This is a genomic window from Microbacterium sp. NPDC077391 (genome assembly GCF_040686955.1).
Taxonomy (GTDB): domain Bacteria; phylum Actinomycetota; class Actinomycetes; order Actinomycetales; family Microbacteriaceae; genus Microbacterium; species Microbacterium commune.
Genome location: NZ_JBFBMI010000001.1, coordinates 691,032 through 709,453 on the forward strand (window position 1 = coordinate 691,032; position 18,422 = coordinate 709,453).

Annotated in this window: 16 protein-coding genes; 6 read left to right on the top strand and 10 right to left on the bottom strand. The window is 70.4% G+C overall.

The genetic code is table 11. From position 1 onward, the window contains the following. The first annotated feature begins 45 nt into the window (after window positions 1-45). Window positions 46-1,494 (top strand): glyceraldehyde-3-phosphate dehydrogenase, encoded by a 1,449-nt coding sequence (locus AB0O65_RS03130; protein WP_363382999.1) that lies wholly within the window; start codon window positions 46-48, stop codon window positions 1,492-1,494. 18 nt (window positions 1,495-1,512) lie between these two features. Here the strand turns inward: AB0O65_RS03130 and AB0O65_RS03135 are convergent, their stop codons facing one another. Further along, complete coding sequence (locus AB0O65_RS03135) at window positions 1,513-2,955, bottom strand: helix-turn-helix domain-containing protein (RefSeq protein WP_363383002.1); 1,443 nt, start codon at window positions 2,953-2,955, stop codon at window positions 1,513-1,515. Window positions 2,956-3,063: 108 nt separating this feature from the next. Between AB0O65_RS03135 and AB0O65_RS03140 the strand changes: the two genes are divergently transcribed. Genes AB0O65_RS03140 through AB0O65_RS03150 form a run of 3 tightly spaced genes read left to right on the top strand, consistent with a single transcriptional unit; the run spans window position 3,064 to window position 7,257 of the window. Next, complete coding sequence (locus AB0O65_RS03140; protein ID WP_363383004.1) at window positions 3,064-4,935, top strand: phosphoenolpyruvate carboxykinase (GTP); 1,872 nt, start codon at window positions 3,064-3,066, stop codon at window positions 4,933-4,935. A 52-nt stretch (window positions 4,936-4,987) separates the two neighbouring features. Next, a complete protein-coding gene (locus tag AB0O65_RS03145; RefSeq protein ID WP_363383006.1) occupies window positions 4,988-5,836 on the top strand; it encodes an alpha/beta hydrolase in 849 nt (282 codons plus the stop codon). Next, window positions 5,833-7,257, top strand: a complete 1,425-nt coding sequence (locus tag AB0O65_RS03150; protein WP_363383007.1) for a diguanylate cyclase — start codon at window positions 5,833-5,835, stop codon at window positions 7,255-7,257. The genes AB0O65_RS03145 and AB0O65_RS03150 overlap by 4 nt, the downstream gene beginning before the upstream one ends. 12 nt (window positions 7,258-7,269) lie before the next feature. On the opposite strand, the gene AB0O65_RS03155 is transcribed toward AB0O65_RS03150, so the two are convergent. Further along, a complete protein-coding gene (locus AB0O65_RS03155) occupies window positions 7,270-9,144 on the bottom strand; it encodes an ABC transporter ATP-binding protein (protein ID WP_363383008.1) in 1,875 nt (624 codons plus the stop codon). Between the two features lie 106 nt (window positions 9,145-9,250). On the opposite strand from AB0O65_RS03155, the gene AB0O65_RS03160 reads away from it, so the two are divergent. Further along, window positions 9,251-10,282: a S66 peptidase family protein gene (locus AB0O65_RS03160; RefSeq protein WP_363383011.1), complete on the top strand. Its 1,032-nt coding sequence runs from the start codon at window positions 9,251-9,253 to the stop codon at window positions 10,280-10,282. A gap of 11 nt (window positions 10,283-10,293) precedes the next feature. On the opposite strand, the gene AB0O65_RS03165 is transcribed toward AB0O65_RS03160, so the two are convergent. The 8 genes from AB0O65_RS03165 to AB0O65_RS03200 form a co-directional block, all read right to left on the bottom strand. Continuing rightward, the gene (locus AB0O65_RS03165; RefSeq protein ID WP_363383013.1) at window positions 10,294-11,748 is read right to left on the bottom strand and encodes an MFS transporter; all 1,455 of its coding nucleotides are present in this window, start codon (window positions 11,746-11,748) and stop codon (window positions 10,294-10,296) included. A 58-nt stretch (window positions 11,749-11,806) separates the two neighbouring features. Next, window positions 11,807-12,163, bottom strand: a complete 357-nt coding sequence (locus AB0O65_RS03170) for a Fe-S protein (protein WP_363383015.1) — start codon at window positions 12,161-12,163, stop codon at window positions 11,807-11,809. Between the two features lie 31 nt (window positions 12,164-12,194). Further along, entirely contained in the window at window positions 12,195-12,671 is a 477-nt protein-coding gene (gene ribH / locus AB0O65_RS03175) for a 6,7-dimethyl-8-ribityllumazine synthase (protein ID WP_363383016.1), read from the bottom strand. Continuing rightward, the gene (locus AB0O65_RS03180) at window positions 12,668-13,936 is read right to left on the bottom strand and encodes a bifunctional 3,4-dihydroxy-2-butanone-4-phosphate synthase/GTP cyclohydrolase II (protein WP_071644538.1); all 1,269 of its coding nucleotides are present in this window, start codon (window positions 13,934-13,936) and stop codon (window positions 12,668-12,670) included. Before AB0O65_RS03180 ends, ribH begins: the two co-directional genes overlap by 4 nt. Next, on the bottom strand, window positions 13,933-14,571 hold the full coding sequence (locus AB0O65_RS03185) for a riboflavin synthase (protein WP_363383019.1): 639 nt from the start codon (window positions 14,569-14,571) through the stop codon (window positions 13,933-13,935). The genes AB0O65_RS03180 and AB0O65_RS03185 overlap by 4 nt, the downstream gene beginning before the upstream one ends. Beyond that, window positions 14,571-15,662: a bifunctional diaminohydroxyphosphoribosylaminopyrimidine deaminase/5-amino-6-(5-phosphoribosylamino)uracil reductase RibD gene (gene ribD / locus AB0O65_RS03190; protein WP_071644536.1), complete on the bottom strand. Its 1,092-nt coding sequence runs from the start codon at window positions 15,660-15,662 to the stop codon at window positions 14,571-14,573. Before ribD ends, AB0O65_RS03185 begins: the two co-directional genes overlap by 1 nt. A 245-nt stretch (window positions 15,663-15,907) precedes the next feature. Beyond that, window positions 15,908-16,771, bottom strand: coding sequence for a DNA-formamidopyrimidine glycosylase family protein (locus AB0O65_RS03195; RefSeq protein ID WP_363383021.1), 864 nt, complete (start codon window positions 16,769-16,771; stop codon window positions 15,908-15,910). 39 nt (window positions 16,772-16,810) lie between these two features. Continuing rightward, window positions 16,811-17,374 carry a GNAT family protein gene (locus AB0O65_RS03200; protein ID WP_363383024.1) on the bottom strand — a complete coding sequence of 188 codons (564 nt, stop codon included), beginning with the start codon at window positions 17,372-17,374 and terminating at the stop codon, window positions 16,811-16,813. 82 nt (window positions 17,375-17,456) lie between these two features. On the opposite strand from AB0O65_RS03200, the gene rarD reads away from it, so the two are divergent. After that, a complete protein-coding gene (gene rarD, locus AB0O65_RS03205; RefSeq protein ID WP_363383026.1) occupies window positions 17,457-18,413 on the top strand; it encodes an EamA family transporter RarD in 957 nt (318 codons plus the stop codon). Window positions 18,414-18,422 lie beyond the last annotated feature (9 nt).

The following is an 18,422-nucleotide window of genomic DNA, read 5'->3' on the forward strand; positions in this document are numbered from 1 at the left end:
CAGCGCCCGACCCCGGTGGCGCTCGAGCATCACGCAAGGACGCACATGGACGATGTCGTGACACACCGCGACGACTGGAAGGTCAAGGAAGAGCTGGCAGAGCGGATGATCCCGCTCATCGGCGGACTCAACAGGGAGCGCGACGTCGTGACCTCGCTGCACGGGCATCGTCTGCTCGGACTGTCGACGACGGGCATCCTCGAGGTGCACCAGCGCGTCGCTCAGCTCGGTCACCGCGAGATCGCCCTCACCGACACGCTCGCCGTGCTCGAGGCGCTGCGCGAGCTCGCCCCCGGCGCGTCATCGCTGGACGTGGCGCGCCTGATCGAAGGGCACGCCGAGAGCGGAGGAGACCTCGACGAGTACCTGCGCAGCACGCTCGCGCCGGCCCTCGGCGCCGAGCTCTCCGAGCCGGTCGACGTGGTGCTCTACGGGTTCGGCCGTATCGGCAGGCTGCTGGCCCGCATCATCATCGCGCACACCGGCGGCGGCAGCGGGCTGCGACTGCGGGCGATCGTGGTGCGTCGTGGCTCCGACAACGACATCGTCAAGCGCGCCTCGCTTCTGCTGCGCGACTCGGTGCACGGGCGCTTCGCCGGCACGGTCACGGTCGACGAGGAGAACTCGCAGATCGTCGCCAACGGCAACCGCATCCAGGTCATCTACTCCGACGACCCCGCCACCGTCGACTACACCGCGTACGGCATCCACGACGCGATCATCGTCGACAACACCGGCCGCTGGCGCGACGAGGAGGGGCTCAGCCGTCATCTGCAGGCGACCGGCGCCGCCCGTGTGCTGCTCACCGCCCCCGGAAAGGGCGAGCTGAAGAACATCGTGCACGGCATCAACGACTCCACCATCGAGGCCGGCGACCGCATCCTGTCCGCCGCCTCCTGCACGACCAATGCGATCACGCCGGTGCTGGCGGCGATCGACGAGGCGTACGGCATCGTGCGCGGCCACGTCGAGACCGTGCACTCGTTCACCAACGACCAGAACCTCATCGACAACTTCCACAAGGGCGACCGCCGCGGGCGCTCGGCGGTGCTGAACATGGTCATCACCGAGACCGGCGCAGCCAAGGCCGTCTCCCGCGCCCTGCCGCAGCTCGCCGGCAAGCTCACCGGCTCTGCCATCCGCGTGCCCACCCCCGACGTGTCGCTCGCGGTGCTGCACCTGACCCTCGAGAACCCGGCCACGAAGGACGAGCTCAACGACTACCTGCGTCGTGCGTCGCTGCACTCGAAGCTGCGTCAGCAGATCGACTACGTCGAGAGCCCCGAGGTCGTCTCCACCGACTTCGTCGGCTCGCACCGGGCGGGCATCGTCGACGGACTCGCGACGATCGCGAATGACCGCGACGTCGTGCTCTACGTCTGGTACGACAACGAGTACGGGTACTCGTGCCAGGTCGTGCGCGTGCTCGAGGTGATGGCGGGAACGCATCCGGTCGTGCTGCCTGCACGTCGCGAGGTGACCCTGCACGCCTGATCTCGAGCAGATCTCACATCACTCGCCGGCGTGCCGGTCGAGGAACGAGTACACCTCGCTGTCGTCGACGCCGGGGAATGCGCCGCGCGGCAGCGGGCGGAACATGTGCGTGTGCACACGGGCGCTCGGCCACGCGCGACCCTCCCAGCGCTGCGAGACGGTCGGCGCCGCCCGGCGGCAGCACGACTCGTCGGGGCAGGTCGACTTCGCTCGGTGCTGTGTCTCGCGCCCGCGCCACCAGCGCGCGTCGTCGAACGGCACGCCGACGGTGACCGAGAACCCGCCGTCGGTCGACGAGCCGGTCTGGGTGGCGCACCAGAACGTGCCGGCCGGGGTGTCGGTGTACTGGTAGTGCTCGGTGGTGCGGTTGCGCTGCTCGAACGCCGCGCGCGCGCCGAACCGGCGGCAGGCCGGCTGTCCCTCCACGGCGCCGGTCACGTCCATCGGCAGCGGCAGGTCGTCGTTCTCGTAGACCCGGGTGATCGCGCCGTTCTCGTCCACCCGCAGGAAGTGCAGGCGCATGTCGAGATGGTGGGTCATCAGGTTGGTCATGCGCATCCCGGCCGCCTCGTGCGTGACGCCGAACGCGTCACGGAAGTCCTCGACCGCGAGGTTGCGATCCTTCTTCGCCTGCTGCAGGAATGCGACGCCTGCGGTCTCGGGGATCAGGCAGCACGCGGCGAAGTAGTTGATCTCCAGTCGCTGCTGCAGGAAGTCGGCGTAGTCGGTCGGGGGAGTGTGCCCCAGGATGCGGTGCGCCATCGCCTGCAGCGCCATCGAGCGCAGGCCGTGCCCGCCGGGGATCGACGCCGGCGGCAGGTAGATCCGACCGTTCTCGAGGTCGGTGATCGAGCGAGTGGAGTGGGGAAGGTCGTCGGCGTAGATGAGCTCGAAGCCGAGCTTCGCCGCCATCAGGGTCACAGTGCGGTGCGTGAGCGCTCCGGACACGTGACCGGCCGCCTTGAGGTGCTTCTCGGCGAGCGCCTCGATGTCGGGAAGGTAGTTGTCGCGCGCGCGCATCGTGAGACGCATCTCCGTGTTCGCGCGACGCGCCTCCTCCGGCGTGGCGATCGCCTCGGTCTCCCGGCGGTGCAGCTCGCGATGCAGGCCCAGGATCGCCTCGATGGTCTCGTCGGTCATCGTCTTCGTCACGCGCACCCCGGCGATGCCCAGCTGGCGGAAGATCGGGCTGGACTGTGCGCGTTCGAGCTCGATCTCGAGCGCCGCACGACGGTTCGGCGGCTCTCCCGAGATGAGGTCGGCGACGTCGGTGCCGCACGCCTCGGCGATGGCCTGCAGCAGGGACAGCTTCGGCTCGCGCTTGCCGTTCTCGATGAGGCTCAGCTGGGACCCCGCGATGCCGACCTTCGCGCCCAGGTCGTCGAGGGTGAGATTCCGGGCCGTGCGGTGGTGTCGGATGCGATGTCCGAGGGTGCTGAGTTCGAGTCCGCTGGTCGCCATTCCTTGAGCATATCCGAAAAAAGCAACGTTCTTTCAACGTCGGTCGGCGTCAAACACGGCAAAACCTGCCGGAGGATGGGCATACCGCACCAGCTTGAAGGAGCTCCCATGGCACTCGCCGACACGTTCACGACCCGCATCGACGCCGTCGCACCTGCGCGGGGCACCGGTGACGTGCCCGCGTACGACACCCCGGCGATGGCAGAGCTGCGCGCGTGGGTCGACGGCATCGCCGCGCTCACCCAGCCGGCGCGGGTGCACTGGGTCGACGGATCCCGTGCCGAGAACGATGCCCTGCTGCGCGGGCTCGTCGGCGAGGGCAAGCTGATCAAGCTCAACCCCGAATGGCGGCCCGGATCGTACCTGGCGCGCTCGCACCCGAGCGACGTGGCGCGGACCGAGGGGCGCACGTTCATCGCCTCGGAGCGCGAGCGCGACGCCGGCCCCACGAACAACTGGGCCGATCCCACGGCCATGCGCGAGACCCTCGACGGGCTGTTCCAGGGGTCGATGCGCGGTCGTACGATGTACGTCGTCCCGTTCTCGATGGGCCCGGTGGGCGGTCCGCTCTCGCACATCGGGGTGCAGGTCACCGACAGCGCCTACGCGGTGGCATCCATCGGCATCATGACCCGCGTCGGCGACGCGGTCACCCGCCAAATCGCCGAGGGCGCCCCGTGGGTCAAGACGGTCCATTCGGTAGGCGCCCCGCTCGAGCCTGGCCAGGCCGACGTGCCGTGGCCGTGCAACGACGAGAAGTACATCGTGCACTTCCCCGAGACGCTCGAGGTCTACTCGTACGGCTCGGGCTACGGCGGAAACGCGATCCTCGCGAAGAAGTGCTTCGCCCTGCGCATCGCCTCGGTCATCGCGCGCGACGATGGCTGGCTCGCCGAGCACATGCTGCTCATCCGCGTCACCGACCCGAAGGGCAGGGCGCACCACATCGCCGCAGCCTTCCCGTCGGCCTGCGGCAAGACCAACCTCGCCATGCTGCGTCCGACCATCCCTGGATGGTCGGTCGAGACGCTCGGAGACGACATCGTCTGGATCCGACCCGGCGAAGACGGCCGGATGTACGCCATGAACCCCGAAGCCGGGTTCTTCGGCGTCGCTCCCGGAACGGGGGAGTCCACCAACGTCACCGCGGTCGAGACGCTCTGGGGCAACACCATCTTCACCAACGTCGCCCTGCGACCCGACGGAGACGTGTGGTGGGAGGGGCTCACCGACACCCCGCCCGCACGACTCACCGACTGGCAGGGCAGGCCGTGGACTCCCGACTCGGACGAGCCGGCCGCGCACCCGAACTCGCGCTTCACGGTGTCGGCGGCCCAGTGCCCGCAGATCGCCGACGACTGGGAGAACCCCGAGGGCGTGCCCCTCGACGTGATCCTCTTCGGCGGTCGCCGCGCGAGCAACGTGCCGCTGGTCGTCGAGGCGACCGACTGGAGCCACGGGGTCTTCATCGGCTCGACCATCTCGTCGGAGCGCACCGCCGCCGCCGAGGGCACCCTCGGCGAGCTGCGCCGCGACCCGTTCGCGATGCTGCCGTTCTGCGGCTACAACATGGGCGACTACTTCGCGCACTGGCTCAAGGTGGGCCGTTCGCTGCGCTTCGATCGTGCACCGCGCATCTTCCAGGTGAACTGGTTCCGTCGCGGTGATGACGGCCGCTTCCTGTGGCCGGGCTTCGGCGACAACTCGCGCGTGATCGACTGGATCATCCGTCGCATCTCCGGTGAGGTCGTGGCCGTCGACAGCCCGATCGGTCGCCTGCCGCGACGTGAGGATCTCAACCTCGACGGATTGGAGATCGCCGAGGCCGACCTCGACGAGCTCTTCGACGTCGACATCGACGCGTGGCTCGCGGAGGCGGACTCCACCGAGGAGTTCTACGCCATGTTCGGCGACGCGCTGCCGGCGGCCCTGCGCAGCGAACTGGAGGCGCTGCGGTACCGGCTCGACGCCGCTCGGTGACGGGTCGCTCGACTTCTTCGGTAGTCTCGGGCGTGAGCTCCGAGGAGGCCACGTGACGCAAGCCAGCGCCCGCACTGCAGAGCACGCACCCGCCGCGGATCGCGCGCACGACGACGTCCTCCGGCGCAACGCCGTGACGATCCTCGGCAGGGAGGCCGGTCCGGTCATGGTGTTCGGGCACGGGTACGGCACCGATCAGACCACCTGGCGAGCGGCTGCCGACCGTTTCGTCGACGACCACCGTGTCGTGCTGTTCGACTACGTGGGATCGGGGCGATCCGACCTCTCGGCCTACGACCAGCGGCGATACGACTCGCTCGACGGGTATGCCGACGACCTCATCGAGGTGATCGAGGCGGTGGATGCCCGTGACGTGGTGTTCGTCGGGCATTCCGTCAGCGGCATGATCGGCGCGCTCGCGTCCATCCGCCGGCCCGACCTGTTCTCGCAGCTGATCATGCTCTGCCCCTCGCCGCGCTACGTGAACGACGGCGACTACATCGGGGGCTTCGACCGTCAGGATGTGCTCGATCTGCTCGCCGCCATCGAGGCGAACCAGCCCGGGTGGGCGGCGTCGCTGGCGCCCGCCGTCACCGCGCGCGAAGACCTGCCCCAGGTGACAGACCGGGTGCGGGATCTGTTCGCCACCACCGCCCACGAGGTCGCGACCCACTTCGCCCGCGTCGTCTTCTTCAGCGATGTGCGTCACCGGCTGGGCGACGTCCCCGTGCCGACGACCGTGCTGCAGTCGGTCGGCGACATCATCTGCCCGCCGCACATCGGCGCGTACGTGCAGGCGCGCATCCCGTCGTGCGATCTGGTACAGCTGGACTCCGCCGGACACTTCGTGCATCTGACCGATCACGAGCTCGTGGCGGACGAGATCAGACACGCGCTGTGAGCAACGCCACGGCGGAATCGCTGGACCTGCTCGAGCACACGCCGGTCGCCGTGTTCACACTGGGCGTGGACGGCACCATCCTGGCCCACAACGCCGGGATGCAGGTGTGGCTGGGCGAGGGCGGCCCGGAAGGCGGCGACGGCCTGCGCGGACGCAACATCGTGGAGTGGCTGACCGCCGCATCGCGCATGCTGTACGAGACCCAGGTGATTCCGCGTCTCCTGGAGCGGGGGCGGCTGCGCGAGGTCATGCTCGAGATCCGCGACGGCGCGGGCGAGCGTCGGGCGGCGCTCGTGAACGCCGAGCTGCGGCACGTCGACGGCAGGTCCGTCGCCTACGTCGCGGCCGTCGAGACGACGGCGCGCGCCGCGTTCGAGAAGGAGCTCGTCGCGGCACGGCGCGAGACCGAGCTCGCGCATCGCAGGCTGGTGCTGCTGCAGGATGCCACGAGCGCGCTCGCCGTCGCGAACGGAATGGACGACCTGGGCGAGACCCTCGTGAGTGCGGCGAGCCGGGCGATGTCCGCAGCGTGGACGGCGGTTCGCCTCGTGCACACCTCAGGCCCGGCGGGCGCCGAGGTGCGTCGATGGGGCGATCACCCACCGGGAGTGCTGCTCGACGCGCGGCCTGCGGCTTCTGCGCAGCAGCTCGTGTGCCGCGACATCGAGCAGATCGCGCTGGCGGCCCCGCAGGACGCGGCTGCGCTGCAGGCGTCCGGCATCGAGGCGCTGGTGACGACGCCGATCGTCCGCACGATGGGCGAGCGAACGGTCGTGCTCGGCGAGATCCACTGCTGGTTCCGGCGGGCACGCTCCCTCGAGGCGGACGAGCTCGAATCGCTGCGTGCGCTGGCGGCTCAGGCCGAACGGGTGGTCGATCACCTGCGGCTGCGCGACCAGCTGCAGCATCACGCTCTGCACGACAGCCTCACCGGGCTGCCGAACCGGATCCTCTTCGAGCAGAGGCTGCAGCGCATCCTCGAGCGCACCGAGCATGACGGCGTCCCGTGCGCGGTGCTCTTCCTCGACCTCGACGGCTTCAAGGGCATCAACGATCGTCTCGGGCACGGAGTGGGCGACGAGGTGCTGCGCATCGTCGCCGATCGTTTGCGGCGCGTGTGCCGCGTGGGCGACACGGTCGCCAGGCTCGGCGGGGACGAGTTCCTCATCACCGCGTCCGGCATGGACGACGCCGAGACGACGCGGTTCGCCGAGCGGGTACGCAGCGTCGTGCGCGAGCCGCTCGACGGTCCAGCGGCGGGTTCGCCGCTGTCGGCCAGCGTGGGCGCGGTGCACTGGCGCGCGGACGTCGGCCGCGTCCCTCCCTCCGCTGAGGACGTCGTCGCGGCGGCGGATGCGGCGATGTACCGTGCGAAGCGCGCGGGTAAGGACGGCGTGCAGGTCGACGTCCTCGGCGGCTGAGTTCGGCGGCGGTCAGACCAGCAGCTGGTGCCGTGCGAGGTCGCGGTACAGCGGCGTGGACTCGATGAGCTCGGCGTGCGTGCCCTGCCCGACCACCACGCCGTTCTGCAGCACCACGATCAGGTCGCTGTCGACCACGGTCGACAGCCGGTGCGCGATCACCAGCAGTGTGCGGTCGGCGGCGGCCGCGTCGATGGCCTCGCGCATGCGCTGCTCGTTGACGCCGTCGAGCGACGAGGTCGATTCGTCGAGCAGCAGGATCGGTGCCTCGGTCAGCAGAGCGCGCGCGATGGCGAGGCGCTGACGCTCACCGCCCGAGAGCATCACGCCGTCCTCGCCGACCGGGGCATCCAGCCCCAGCGGGCTGCGCTCGAGCACGTCGCCGAGGTTGACCGAGCGCAGCACGCGCTCGCAGTCGGCGTCCGAGGCATCCGGTGCCGCGAGACGCAGGTTCTCGCCCAGCGTGCCGGCGAGGGTCGGCGCGTCCTGCTCGACGTAGCCGAACTGGGCGCGCAGCTGCTCACGCGGGTACGTGCGCACGTCGTGTCCGGCGAGGCGGATCGACCCACCGGTCGGGTCGTAGAAGCGCTCGATGAGCGAGAGGATGGTGCTCTTGCCGGCGCCGCTCGGCCCGACCAGCGCCACGCGCGCGCCGCGCGGCACGGCGAACGAGACCCCCTTCAGCACATCCCGGTCGATCGGGATGCCGTCGGACGCGCGCTCGAGGTGCGCGTCGGCGAGCAGGACCTGAGCCTCCTTGGCGGCCGCCTCCCGGGCGGCGATGACGGCATCAGGGTAGCGGAAGCGCACGTCGCGGAACTCGATCGCGGGGGCGCCGACCACGGGCGCGGCTGCCGCCACGGCGTCCGGTTCGTCGTCCTGCGTCTCGGTCGGCAGATCGAGCACCTCCTGGATGCGTCCGAGGGCGCCCAGCGCCTGGTTCACCGAGGTGATCGCGCCGAAGGCCTGGCCCAGCGGCATCACGAGCATGAACAGGAACATGATGAAGGTGACCAGAGACGCGATCGTGAGAGCGCCCGACGCCACGCGGAACCCGCCCACCCCGAGCACCACCAGCAGCGAGAGCTGCAGGGCCACACCGGCGACGGGCACGACCATCGACGAGATCTTCGCGATGCGCACACCGAGGCCGTACGCCTCACCGGCGAGGTCCTCCACGGCCGTCGTCTCGCGCTCGGTGGCGCCGGACGCACGCACGGTGCGGATCGAGGAGATGCCCCGCTCGACTCCGGATGCCAGTTCGCCGACCTTCTCCTGCTGCGCGGCCGACGCGCTGCGGATGCGCCCCGAGAGCAGCACGACCACGACCACCGACACGCCGATCACGACGACGATGAGCAGCAGCAGCAGCGGGTCGATGATGAGCATCGCGATGAGCGCGCCGACGAACAGGATCGCGCCGCCGACGGCATCCGCGAGTCCCTGCGTGAGCACGGCGTAGAGCAGCGTCGTGTCGGTGCCGACGCGCGAGACGAGGTCGCCGGTGCGGCGCGCGTCGAACTCGCTGATCGGCAGATGCAGGATGCGCGCGATGAGCTTGCGGCGGCTGGAGTACACGACCGCCGTGCCGGTGCGCTGCAGCAGGTAGTGCTGATAGCCCGAGATGACGGACGCCGCGATCACGAAGCCGATCAGCAGCCAGACCAGCGCCCCCAGCGTCTGCCCCTGCTGCACGCGCGCGATGAGCTGTCCGACGAGCAGCGGCTGGGCGAGCGATGCGGCCGCGCCGACGATGCTGAGCACCGCGACGACGACGAGCACCTTCTTGTGCTCGAACAGGAAGGGGAGCAGCTGGCGGAACGTCGCGCGCGGGCCTTCGGGCTGCGCGCCGCGCCCGCGTCGGCGTGACGGCGCCGTGCGAGACATGGGACCTCATTCGTGAGGAGTCGTGGGTGAGTGCTTCTATTGTCGACCGAACTCCTTATGCGCGGCCTGTTTCGCTGCCCGCGCGCGCCGCGGGCAGGATGGAGGCATGCTGCATGTTCCGAAGGCTCGCCCCGGCGACCGCATCGCCGTCCTCTCGCCCGCTTTCGCCGCGCCCGCGGTCGGGCCCGAGGTGCACGAGCAGGCGATGCGACGTCTGCGGGAGCTGACCGGACTCGTCCCCGTCGAGTACTCGACCACGAGGCAGCTCGATGCGAGTCCCCGAGCGCGTGCCGCCGACATGAACTCGGCGCTCGCCGATCCGAGCATCCGGGCGATCATCGCGACGATCGGCGGCAGCGACCAGATCCTCGTGACGCCGCACCTCGACCCGGCGCTCGCCGTCGCCGACCCTAAGCCCTTCCTCGGGTACAGCGACAACACCAACATCCTGAACTGGCTGTGGCGGCGCGGCGTCGCCGGCTTCTACGGCGGCTCGACGCAGGTGCACCTCGGGCCGGGGCCGGCGGTCGACGAGGTGCATCTGCGTTCCTTGCGCGCCGCGCTGCTCGACAGCGGTGAGATCGAGATCACCGAGCCGGGGGAGTCGGAGGACTTCGGGCGCCACTGGGACGACCCGGCGGCTCTGACCGAGTACGGCGACCGCGAACCCACCGAGCCGTGGACGTGGGCCGGACCCGGGAAGAGCGTGACAGGCCGCACGTGGGGCGGCTGCCTCGAGGTGGTGAACCAGCTCGCGCTCGCCGACCGGATGCCGTCGAACGACGAGCTCGCCGGCACGATTCTGATTCTCGAGACCAGCGAGCGGCTCACGCCGGCGCATCATGTCGCCGAGCAGCTGCGCGCCTACGGCGAGCGGGGACTGCTGGCCGCCGTCGCCGGGGTGCTGTTCGCGCGACCCGCCGTGAGCTCGTTCGAGGTGATGCCCACCGCGACCGAGAGATCGGCGCTGCGTGCCGCTCAGCGCGATGTCGTGCTCGAGACGCTCGACCGGTACAACCCGGATGCCGTGGTCTGCATCGGTGTGCCCTTCGGGCACACCCGCCCGCAGTGGATCCTGCCCTACGGGGGTGAGATGACGCTCGACGGTCGGAACCGCGCGGTGACCGCGCGGTTCTGACCCACCCGCGCTCAGCGCTGGGCGGCGACGCCCAGGTCGGCCTCGAAGTCGTGGTCCTTCGTCTCGGGCGACAGCCACAGGGCGATGAACGTCAGCACGGCCATGGCAGACAGGTACACGCCCACCAGCCAGGGCGAGCCGTCGCCGATGCGCCACAGCTCGACGGCGATCAGCGGAGCGACGGCCGCCCCGAGGATCGACGACACGTTGTATGCGATCGCCGAGCCGGAGTACCGCACGTTCGTGGGGAACAGCTCGGGCAGCAGCGCGCCCATCGGGCCGAAGGTGGCGCCCATCAGCAGGAAGCCGAGGATGAGGAAGCCCTGCACGACAGCCATCGTCAGCGCCGGGTCGTCCTGAGGCATGAGGAACAGGTTGAAGGTGAGGCCGAAGACGATGATCGCGCCGGTCACCCACAGCAGCAGTCGGCGTCGCCCGAACCGGTCGGCCCAGGGGCCCGAGAGCAGGGTGAAGATGCCGAAGAACACCACGCCCACGATCTGCATGATCACGAACTGCGTGTAGCCGAAACCGAGTCCGGGGTAGAACTGCGCCGCGAAGGCTGACGCGTCGAAGGGCTTGCCGGCCGCGTCGGCGGCCTGCTGCGCGGCGGCCGACGCCACCTCGAGCGAGCCGGCCTTCGTGCCGTAGGCGAGCGTGAAGTTCGTCATCAGGTAGAACAGCACGTAGGTCGCGAGCATGATGAACGTGCCGAGGATGAGCTGCTTCCAGTGGTGACGGAACACCGTCGCGAGCGGCAGCTTGCGGATGCGGCCGGTGTCGGCGGCCCGGGTGAACGTCTCGGACTCGACGAGCCTGAGGCGCACCCACAGGCCGATGATGACCATCACCGCCGAGAACAGGAACGGCACCCGCCAGCCCCAGCTGAGGAACGCCTCGGACTTCAGGGTCGCGTCGGTCTCGTGGGGGAGCAGCGCGTTGATGGCGAGGAAGATGCCGTTCGCGATGATGAAGCCCAGCGGTGCGCCGAGCTGCGGGAACGACCCGTACCAGGCCCGCTTGCCGGCAGGAGCGTTCTCGGTGGCCACCAGCGCGGCGCCCGACCACTCGCCGCCGAGCGCGAAGCCCTGCGCGAGTCGGAGGATGAGCAGCAGCAGGGCGGCCCACCAGTTGATCTGCTGGAACGTGGGCAGCAGGCCGATGAGGAATGTCGCGATGCCCATCGTGAGCAGCGAGGCGACCAGGGTCGCCTTGCGACCGAACTTGTCACCGAAGTGGCCGAAGACCATCGCGCCGATCGGACGCGCGACCATCGCCGCACCGAACACACCGAACGAGGCGAGCAGCGACGTGGTGTCGTTGCCCGTCGGGAAGAACAGCACGGGGAAGACCAGCACCGCCGCGGTCGCGTAGACGTAGAAGTCGTAGAACTCGATCGTCGTGCCCACGAGACTGGCCAGGATGACCCGCGAGCGCGGGTTGGCCGGGGCGATGGTCGTCGTCATATGCTGCTCCTCCGGTGGCTGGACCTCGAGGAGTCTATTGGCCCGGCGGGCCGGAGGCTCACCAGATGACGGCGATGCCCGCGTTCACCAGGGTGAGCAGACCGATTCCCCAGAACAGCGCCGTCGGCACCTGACCGCTCTTGCGCTGTCGGGCCTGGCCGATGCCGAGGAAGGCGCCGATGATCAGCAGGATGACGAGCTTGGTGCCGATCTTGGCGTAGTTCATCTCCGCTCCCTCGGGCAGGCCCCACGGCGCGGCGAGAGCCAGGCCGGCGACGGCGGCGATCGTGACGCCGATGTGCATCAGCTTGACGATCTCGCGCTTGCCGCCGAAGGCCTGCACGGCCCACGCTCCGAAGAGCACGGCGAAGCCGACGAGGTGAACGAACAGGACGATGTGGCGCAGGGTCTCCATGACCCCAGGCTAGCCGGTCTGGAGCGGCCGTTCAGCCGCGCAGCGCGCGCACGACGAGGGCGGTGCGCAGCGCCGCGTCCGCGGCCTCGGCGCCCTTGTCCTCCTTCGAGCCAGAAAGGCCGGCACGGTCGAGGCCCTGCTGCTCGTCGTCGAGGGTGAGCACGCCGAAGCCGACCGGCTTGCCGGCATCCAGGGCGACCCTGCTGAGCCCGTCGGTGGTGGCCGAGGACACGTACTCGAAGTGCGGCGTGCCACCGCGGATGATCACGCCGAGCGCGACCACGGCATCCGCCCCGCCGGCGAAAGCCGCCTGAGCGGCGACGGCCAGCTCGAACGACCCGGGCACGCGCACCAGCGTATGCGCGGCACCCGCCTCGTCGAGCACGCGCTGCGCGCCGGCGATGAGGCCGTTCGAGATCGTCTCGTGCCAGGTTCCCGCGATCACGACGACGCGCAGACCGCTGCCGTCGACCGGGGTGTTCGGGGTGGGGGCTCCTGCGCCGCTCATGCGTCGTCCTTTCCGAGGGCGTGGGCGAGCTCGTCCGCGCCGATGATGTGACCCATGCGATCGCGCTTGGTCTCGAGGTACTGGTGGTTGTTGGGGCCGACGCCGACGATCAGCGGCACCTGCTCGATCACGTCGAGCCCGAGGGCCTGCAGCTTCTCGACCTTGTCGGTGTTGTTGGTGAGCAGGCGCACCTTCGAGATGCCGAGATCGGTGAGGATGCCGGCGGCCGCGGCGTATTCGCGCGCGTCGGCGGGCAGACCGAGGGCGAGGTTGGCATCGACCGTGTCGAGGCCCTCCTCCTGCAGCGCGTATGCGCGCAGCTTGTTGATCAGCCCGATGCCGCGCCCCTCGTGGCCGCGCATGTAGATGACCACGCCGCCCTCCTCGTCGATGCGGTCGAGAGCCGCCTGTAGCTGCGGGCCGCACTCGCACTTCTGAGACGCGAACGCCTCGCCGGTGAGGCACTCGGAGTGCACGCGCACCAGCGCCGTCTCGCCGGGCGTGCCCGAGACGACCGCGATGTGGTCGGTGCCGCTGATGCGGTCCTTGTACGCGAGGAAGCGGAAGGTGCCGTGGTCTGTCGGCACGTTGGCGTCGGCGCGCAGGCTGACCCGGCGGCCGGATCTGCGCGCGAGGCAGTCGGCCTCGTCGCGCGGGTCGACCTCGTTCAGATGAGCGATGAGCTGCTCGATGGTGATCACCGGCACCCCCTCACGCGCGCCGAGCTCGAGCAGCGCCGGCAGGCGCATCATGCTGCCGTCGTCGGCCACCACCTCGGCGATCGCTCCGACCGGCTGCAGGCCCGCGAGCCGCATCAGCTCGACCGCCGCCTCGGTGTGACCGCCGCGTTCGCGCACGCCGCCGTCGACGGCGCGCAGCGGCAGGATGTGGCCAGGACGGATCAGGCTGGTCGGGGTCGACGCCGGGTTCGCCAGCACGTTCAGGGTCAGCGCCCGGTCGTGCGCGCTGATGCCCGTCGTGACGCCCTCGGCCGCGTCGACACTCACCGTGTACGCCGTCGTGCGGGCGTCTTCGTTCGTCTCGACCATGGGGGGCAGGTTCAGCTGGTCGGCGAGGTCGGCCGGCAGCGGGGCGCAGATGAGGCCAGACGTCCAGCGCACCATCCAGGCCATCGTCTCGGCCGTCGCGAGTTCGGCGGAGATGATGATGTCACCCTCGTTCTCGCGGTTCTCGTCGTCGGCGACGATGATCGGCTTGCCGGCGCGCAGCGCGTCGAGGGCGTCGGAGAGAGGGGAAAGGCTCATCGCGAGCCTCCTTCCGGGGCGGAGCGGAACGCGAGCAGGCGCTCGACATGACGGGCGAGGATGTCGGTCTCGAGGTTGACGATGTCGCCGGGCTCGAGCGTGCCGAGGATGGTGGCGTCGAGCGTCTCGGGGATCAGCGAGACCTCGAACCAGTGCTCGTCCTGCACGACTGCGACCGGCGCGCTCACGGCACTCACCGTGAGCGAGGTGCCAGCGACACTGATCGATCCCTTGTCGACCACGAGCGCGGCGAGCTCTGCGGGCAGGCTGATGCGCAGCACGCGCCACTGGGCACCGGGCCTGACCTCGAGCACGGTGCCGACGCCGTCGACGTGGCCCTGCACGATGTGGCCGCCCAGGCGCGCGCCGACCGGCATCGCCTTCTCGATGTTCACCCGGGTGCCGACCTGCACGGCGCCCAGAGCCGACACGTCGAGGGTCTGCTTCATGACGTCGGCGTCGAAGGTCGTCTCGGTCGAGCCGACGACGGTGAGGCACACACCGCTGACGGCGATGGACTCGCCGTGCACGGCATCGGCCGCGGCCTTCGGCGCGTGCACGGTGAGCCGCCATCCGTCGCCCGATGCCGAGATCGCGGCGATCTCGCCGATCTCCTCGATGATTCCGGTGAACATCAGCTTCCTTCCTGTCCCGCGACGGGGGCCGTGGCGGGATGTGCGGTGGCGACCAGGGCGTCCTCTCCCGCGACGGGGGCCGTGGCGGGGTGTGCGATGGCGAGCAGGTCGGCGCCGAGGGGCAGCCACTGCTCCACCTGCAGGTGGAGGGCGTCGCCGATCGAGGCGACGCCGATGTCGGTGAGTGCGAGCCGTTCGCCGCCGAGCAGCATCGGCGCGATGTAGGCCAGCACGGTGTCGGCGACGCCGGCGGCGATGAACGCGCTCGCCAGCGTCGGTCCGCCCTCGACGAAGACGCGCTGCACACCGCGGTCGCGCAGATCGGCGAGCACGGCCGACAGGTCTCTCGTGTCGTAGAACAGCGGGGCGTTCGGGTGCCGGTGCACGGCGGCGTCGGCGGGGGTGGCGCGCGAGCCGATCACCACAGGAACCGGCTGGTGCGGGTACAGGGCGTCACCGTCGCGGGCGGTGAGTGCGGGGTCGTCGGCGAGCACTGTTCCGGTGCCCGCCACGATCGCGTCGGCCCTGGCTCGGCGACGGTGCACGTCGGCGCGGGCGTCGGGGCCGGTGATCCACTGGCTGGTGCCGTCGGATGCCGCGGCCCTGCCGTCCAGGCTCTGCGCCCACTTCACGGTGACGTGCGGGCGACCCAGCCGCTGCACGGTCAGCCAATCGGCGATGAGCCGGCGAGAGGCATCCGCCTGCTCACCCGCGACCACCTCGACACCCGCTGCGCGCAGTCGGTCCGCGCCGCCGCTGGAGACGTCTCCCGGATCGCCCGTGGCGTAGACGACGCGGCTGACGCCCGCATCGATCAGCGCCTGCGCGCACGGGCCGGTGCGTCCGGTGTGGTTGCACGGCTCGAGCGTGACGACGGCGGTCGCACCGGATGCCTCTCCCGGGGCGAGCTTCGAGAGCGCGTCGACCTCGGCGTGCGGGGTGCCCGCGCCGCGGTGCCAGCCCTCGGCCAGCACGGTGCCTGCGGGGGAGAGGATGACGGCGCCCACCTGCGGGTTCAGTCCCCGCGGCCCGTTCGCCGCGAGCGCGAGGGCGCGATGCATGGCGTCGCGCTCAGCCTCGGTCACAGCCATCGGTCATCCTTCTCTGGGTTCCCGGGGTCTGCAGCGCACGCGTACGCCACGTGCTGCCTCTCTTCCGGACTAGCGAGCGGATGCTCGCATCACCGTCGGTTCCGGATTTCCACCGGATCGGCGCCTGTCGCCAGGCGTTCGCGGACTGTCACCGCCGGTTCGGATTCACACCGACCCCGGAGCACGTTGATGCTCTGAGTCTAGTCAACGTGCCCCCGGATGATTCATTCCCCGTCTTGCCGCCGTCATTTCAGCAGCCGGGAGAGCCGGCGGTCGGCGAGCACCTTGCCGCCCGTCTGGCAGGTGGGGCAGTACTCCAGCGACCTGTCGGCGAAGAACACGCTCCGGACCGTGTCGCCGCAGACCGGGCACGCCTCTCCGCGCCGGGCGTGCACCTGCATGCCTCGGCGCTTGGCGTCCTTCAGATCCGCTGGTGGCTTGCCTGCCGCCTCGTCGATCGCCTCGCAAAGAGTCTGCTGCATGGCGTCGTACAGCCGGTCGATGTCGGCATCGTCGAGGTTCGCCGCCGGAGCGTACGGCGACATCTTCGCGGCGTGCAGGATCTCGTCGCTGTACGCGTTCCCGATGCCTGCGATGAGCCCCTGGTCGCGCAGCAGCCCCTTGATCTGGGTGCGGCGCCCGGCGAGCAGCGCTGCGAAGGCATCCCGGGTGAAGCCGGGATCGAGCGGATCGGGGCCGAGGCGGGCGATGCCGGGGACGTCCATCGGATCGCGCGCCACGTAGACTGCCAGCGACTTCTTCGTACCCGCCTCGGTGAGATCGAATCCGCCGCCGTCGTCGAGCGCCACGCGCATCGCGATCGGGCTGCGACCCGGCTTGATGAGGGTGGTCGGCAGCTCGTCGTACCAGCGCAGCCACCCGGCCTTCGCGAGGTGGAAGATGAGGTGGAGCTCGTCGCCGAGCGCCAGGTCGATGAACTTGCCGTGCCGCGCGACGGCGGTGATCCGGGCATCCTGCAGGGCGGTGACCGGCGGGTCGAACGTCTTCAGCGCGGCGATCGCCGCGACGCTGACGCGCGTGACCGTGCGTCCCACCGCTCGCGCGGCGAGGAAGTCGACCAGTCCCTGCACCTCCGGCATCTCGGGCATGCCGTCATCCTGTCACGCGCGAGGCCGGCCGAGGGCGGTTCACAGTACCGGCCACTCGACCGGTACGCGGTCGTCGGAGGCGAGCAGCCCCGCGATCCAGCCGTCATCGCGGCCGCGCGGGTTGCTGAGCCCCTGGCGCAGGGTTCCCTCGTAGCGGAAGCCGAGCGCCCGCGCGGTGCGGGCCGACGGCAGATTCCCCACGACGGCGCGCCAGGTGATCCGCACGAGCCCGAGGTCGTCGAACGCATAGTCGATCACGGCTCGCGCCGCCTCGGTCATGACGCCCTGCCCGCGGAAGTCGGCGACTCCCCAGAAACCCAGTTCGGCCTCGCCGCAGCGGGAGGGAGCGGTGATCCGATGCAGCCCGATCATGCCCGCGAGCACGCCGCCCTTGCGAATCGCCCACACTGTCTCGACGCCGTCCGCCCACCACCCGGCGACGAGGTCGACGAAGTCCGCCGCATGCTGTCGGGTGTAGGGACTCGGCACGGTCGTCCAGCGCGGCACCTCGGGATCCTGACAGGCCGCGGTGATCGCATCGATGTCGGCGCCGGTCGGGATGCTGAGCACGAGTCGCTCGGTGTGCAGGGAGACGGGGTCCATCCCGCCACGGTATCCGCAGCCCGCCGGCGGATATCCTGGAGGTCGGTGCGCGGCGGTCGGCGGTGCCCAGAAGGAGGCGGTCGTGGCGGTGCAGCACACCTCGCCTCGCGGCGTGCTCGCGTCGGTGCTCGCCTCCGTGCTGTTCGGGGTGATCTTCTTCCTCGCGGGCGTGCTGAGCTCATCCGCCGAGGTGGTGTTCGCGTGGCGCATCCTCGTCACCTTCGCCTGCTACGCGCTCGCCCTGGCGCACCCGCTCGCCCGTGAGCAGCTGCGCGTGCTCGGCCGGCGACTGCGCGCGCGGTGGTGGATGCCGCTGCTCCTGGTCGGCCTCGCCGCCATCATCGGCTTCCAACTCTGGCTTTTCATGTGGGCGCCCATGCACGGGCACGCCCTGGACACCTCCCTCGGCTACCTGCTGCTGCCGATCTGCCTCGTCCTCGGCGGTCGCTTCCTCCTGGGGGCGCCGGTGAGCCGGATGCAGTGGCTCGTCGTCTCTCTCGCCGCCGTCGCCGTCGCCGTGAAGGTCGCGGCCACCCCGCAGCTGTCGTGGGTGACGCTGGCGATCTGCCTGCCGTACACCGTCTACTTCGTGGTGCGGCAGCGCTTCGGACTCGACGGCCCGATCGTCTTCGGCGCCGAATCGCTGCTGATGGTGCCGCTCGCGGTGATCTTCCTCGTCACCGCCGCACCCGGCGTCATCTCCGGTGCCGAGCTCTCGGGTCTCGTGGGCATCGGGCTGGCCAGCGCGGCGGCCATGTCGCTCTATCTCGCGGCGGCGACCCTGCTGCCGCTGCCCGTGTTCGGTCTGCTCAGCTACGTCGAGCCCGTGCTGCTCGTCTGCGTCGCGCTGCTGCTTGGCGAGCGGATGCAGGGCGCGGACGCGCTCGTCTACCTCATCCTCGCCGTGGCCCTCGCGGTGCTGGCGGTGGAGGGCTTCCGCGGCTCGAGGCGCAGCCGCCGAGGGCGCCGTGATCTGCCGCTGCCGAGTGATCCGGGTGCGCCGGGGGTCGGCGAGCCCGACCCCGATCGTCGCGACTAGAATCATCCG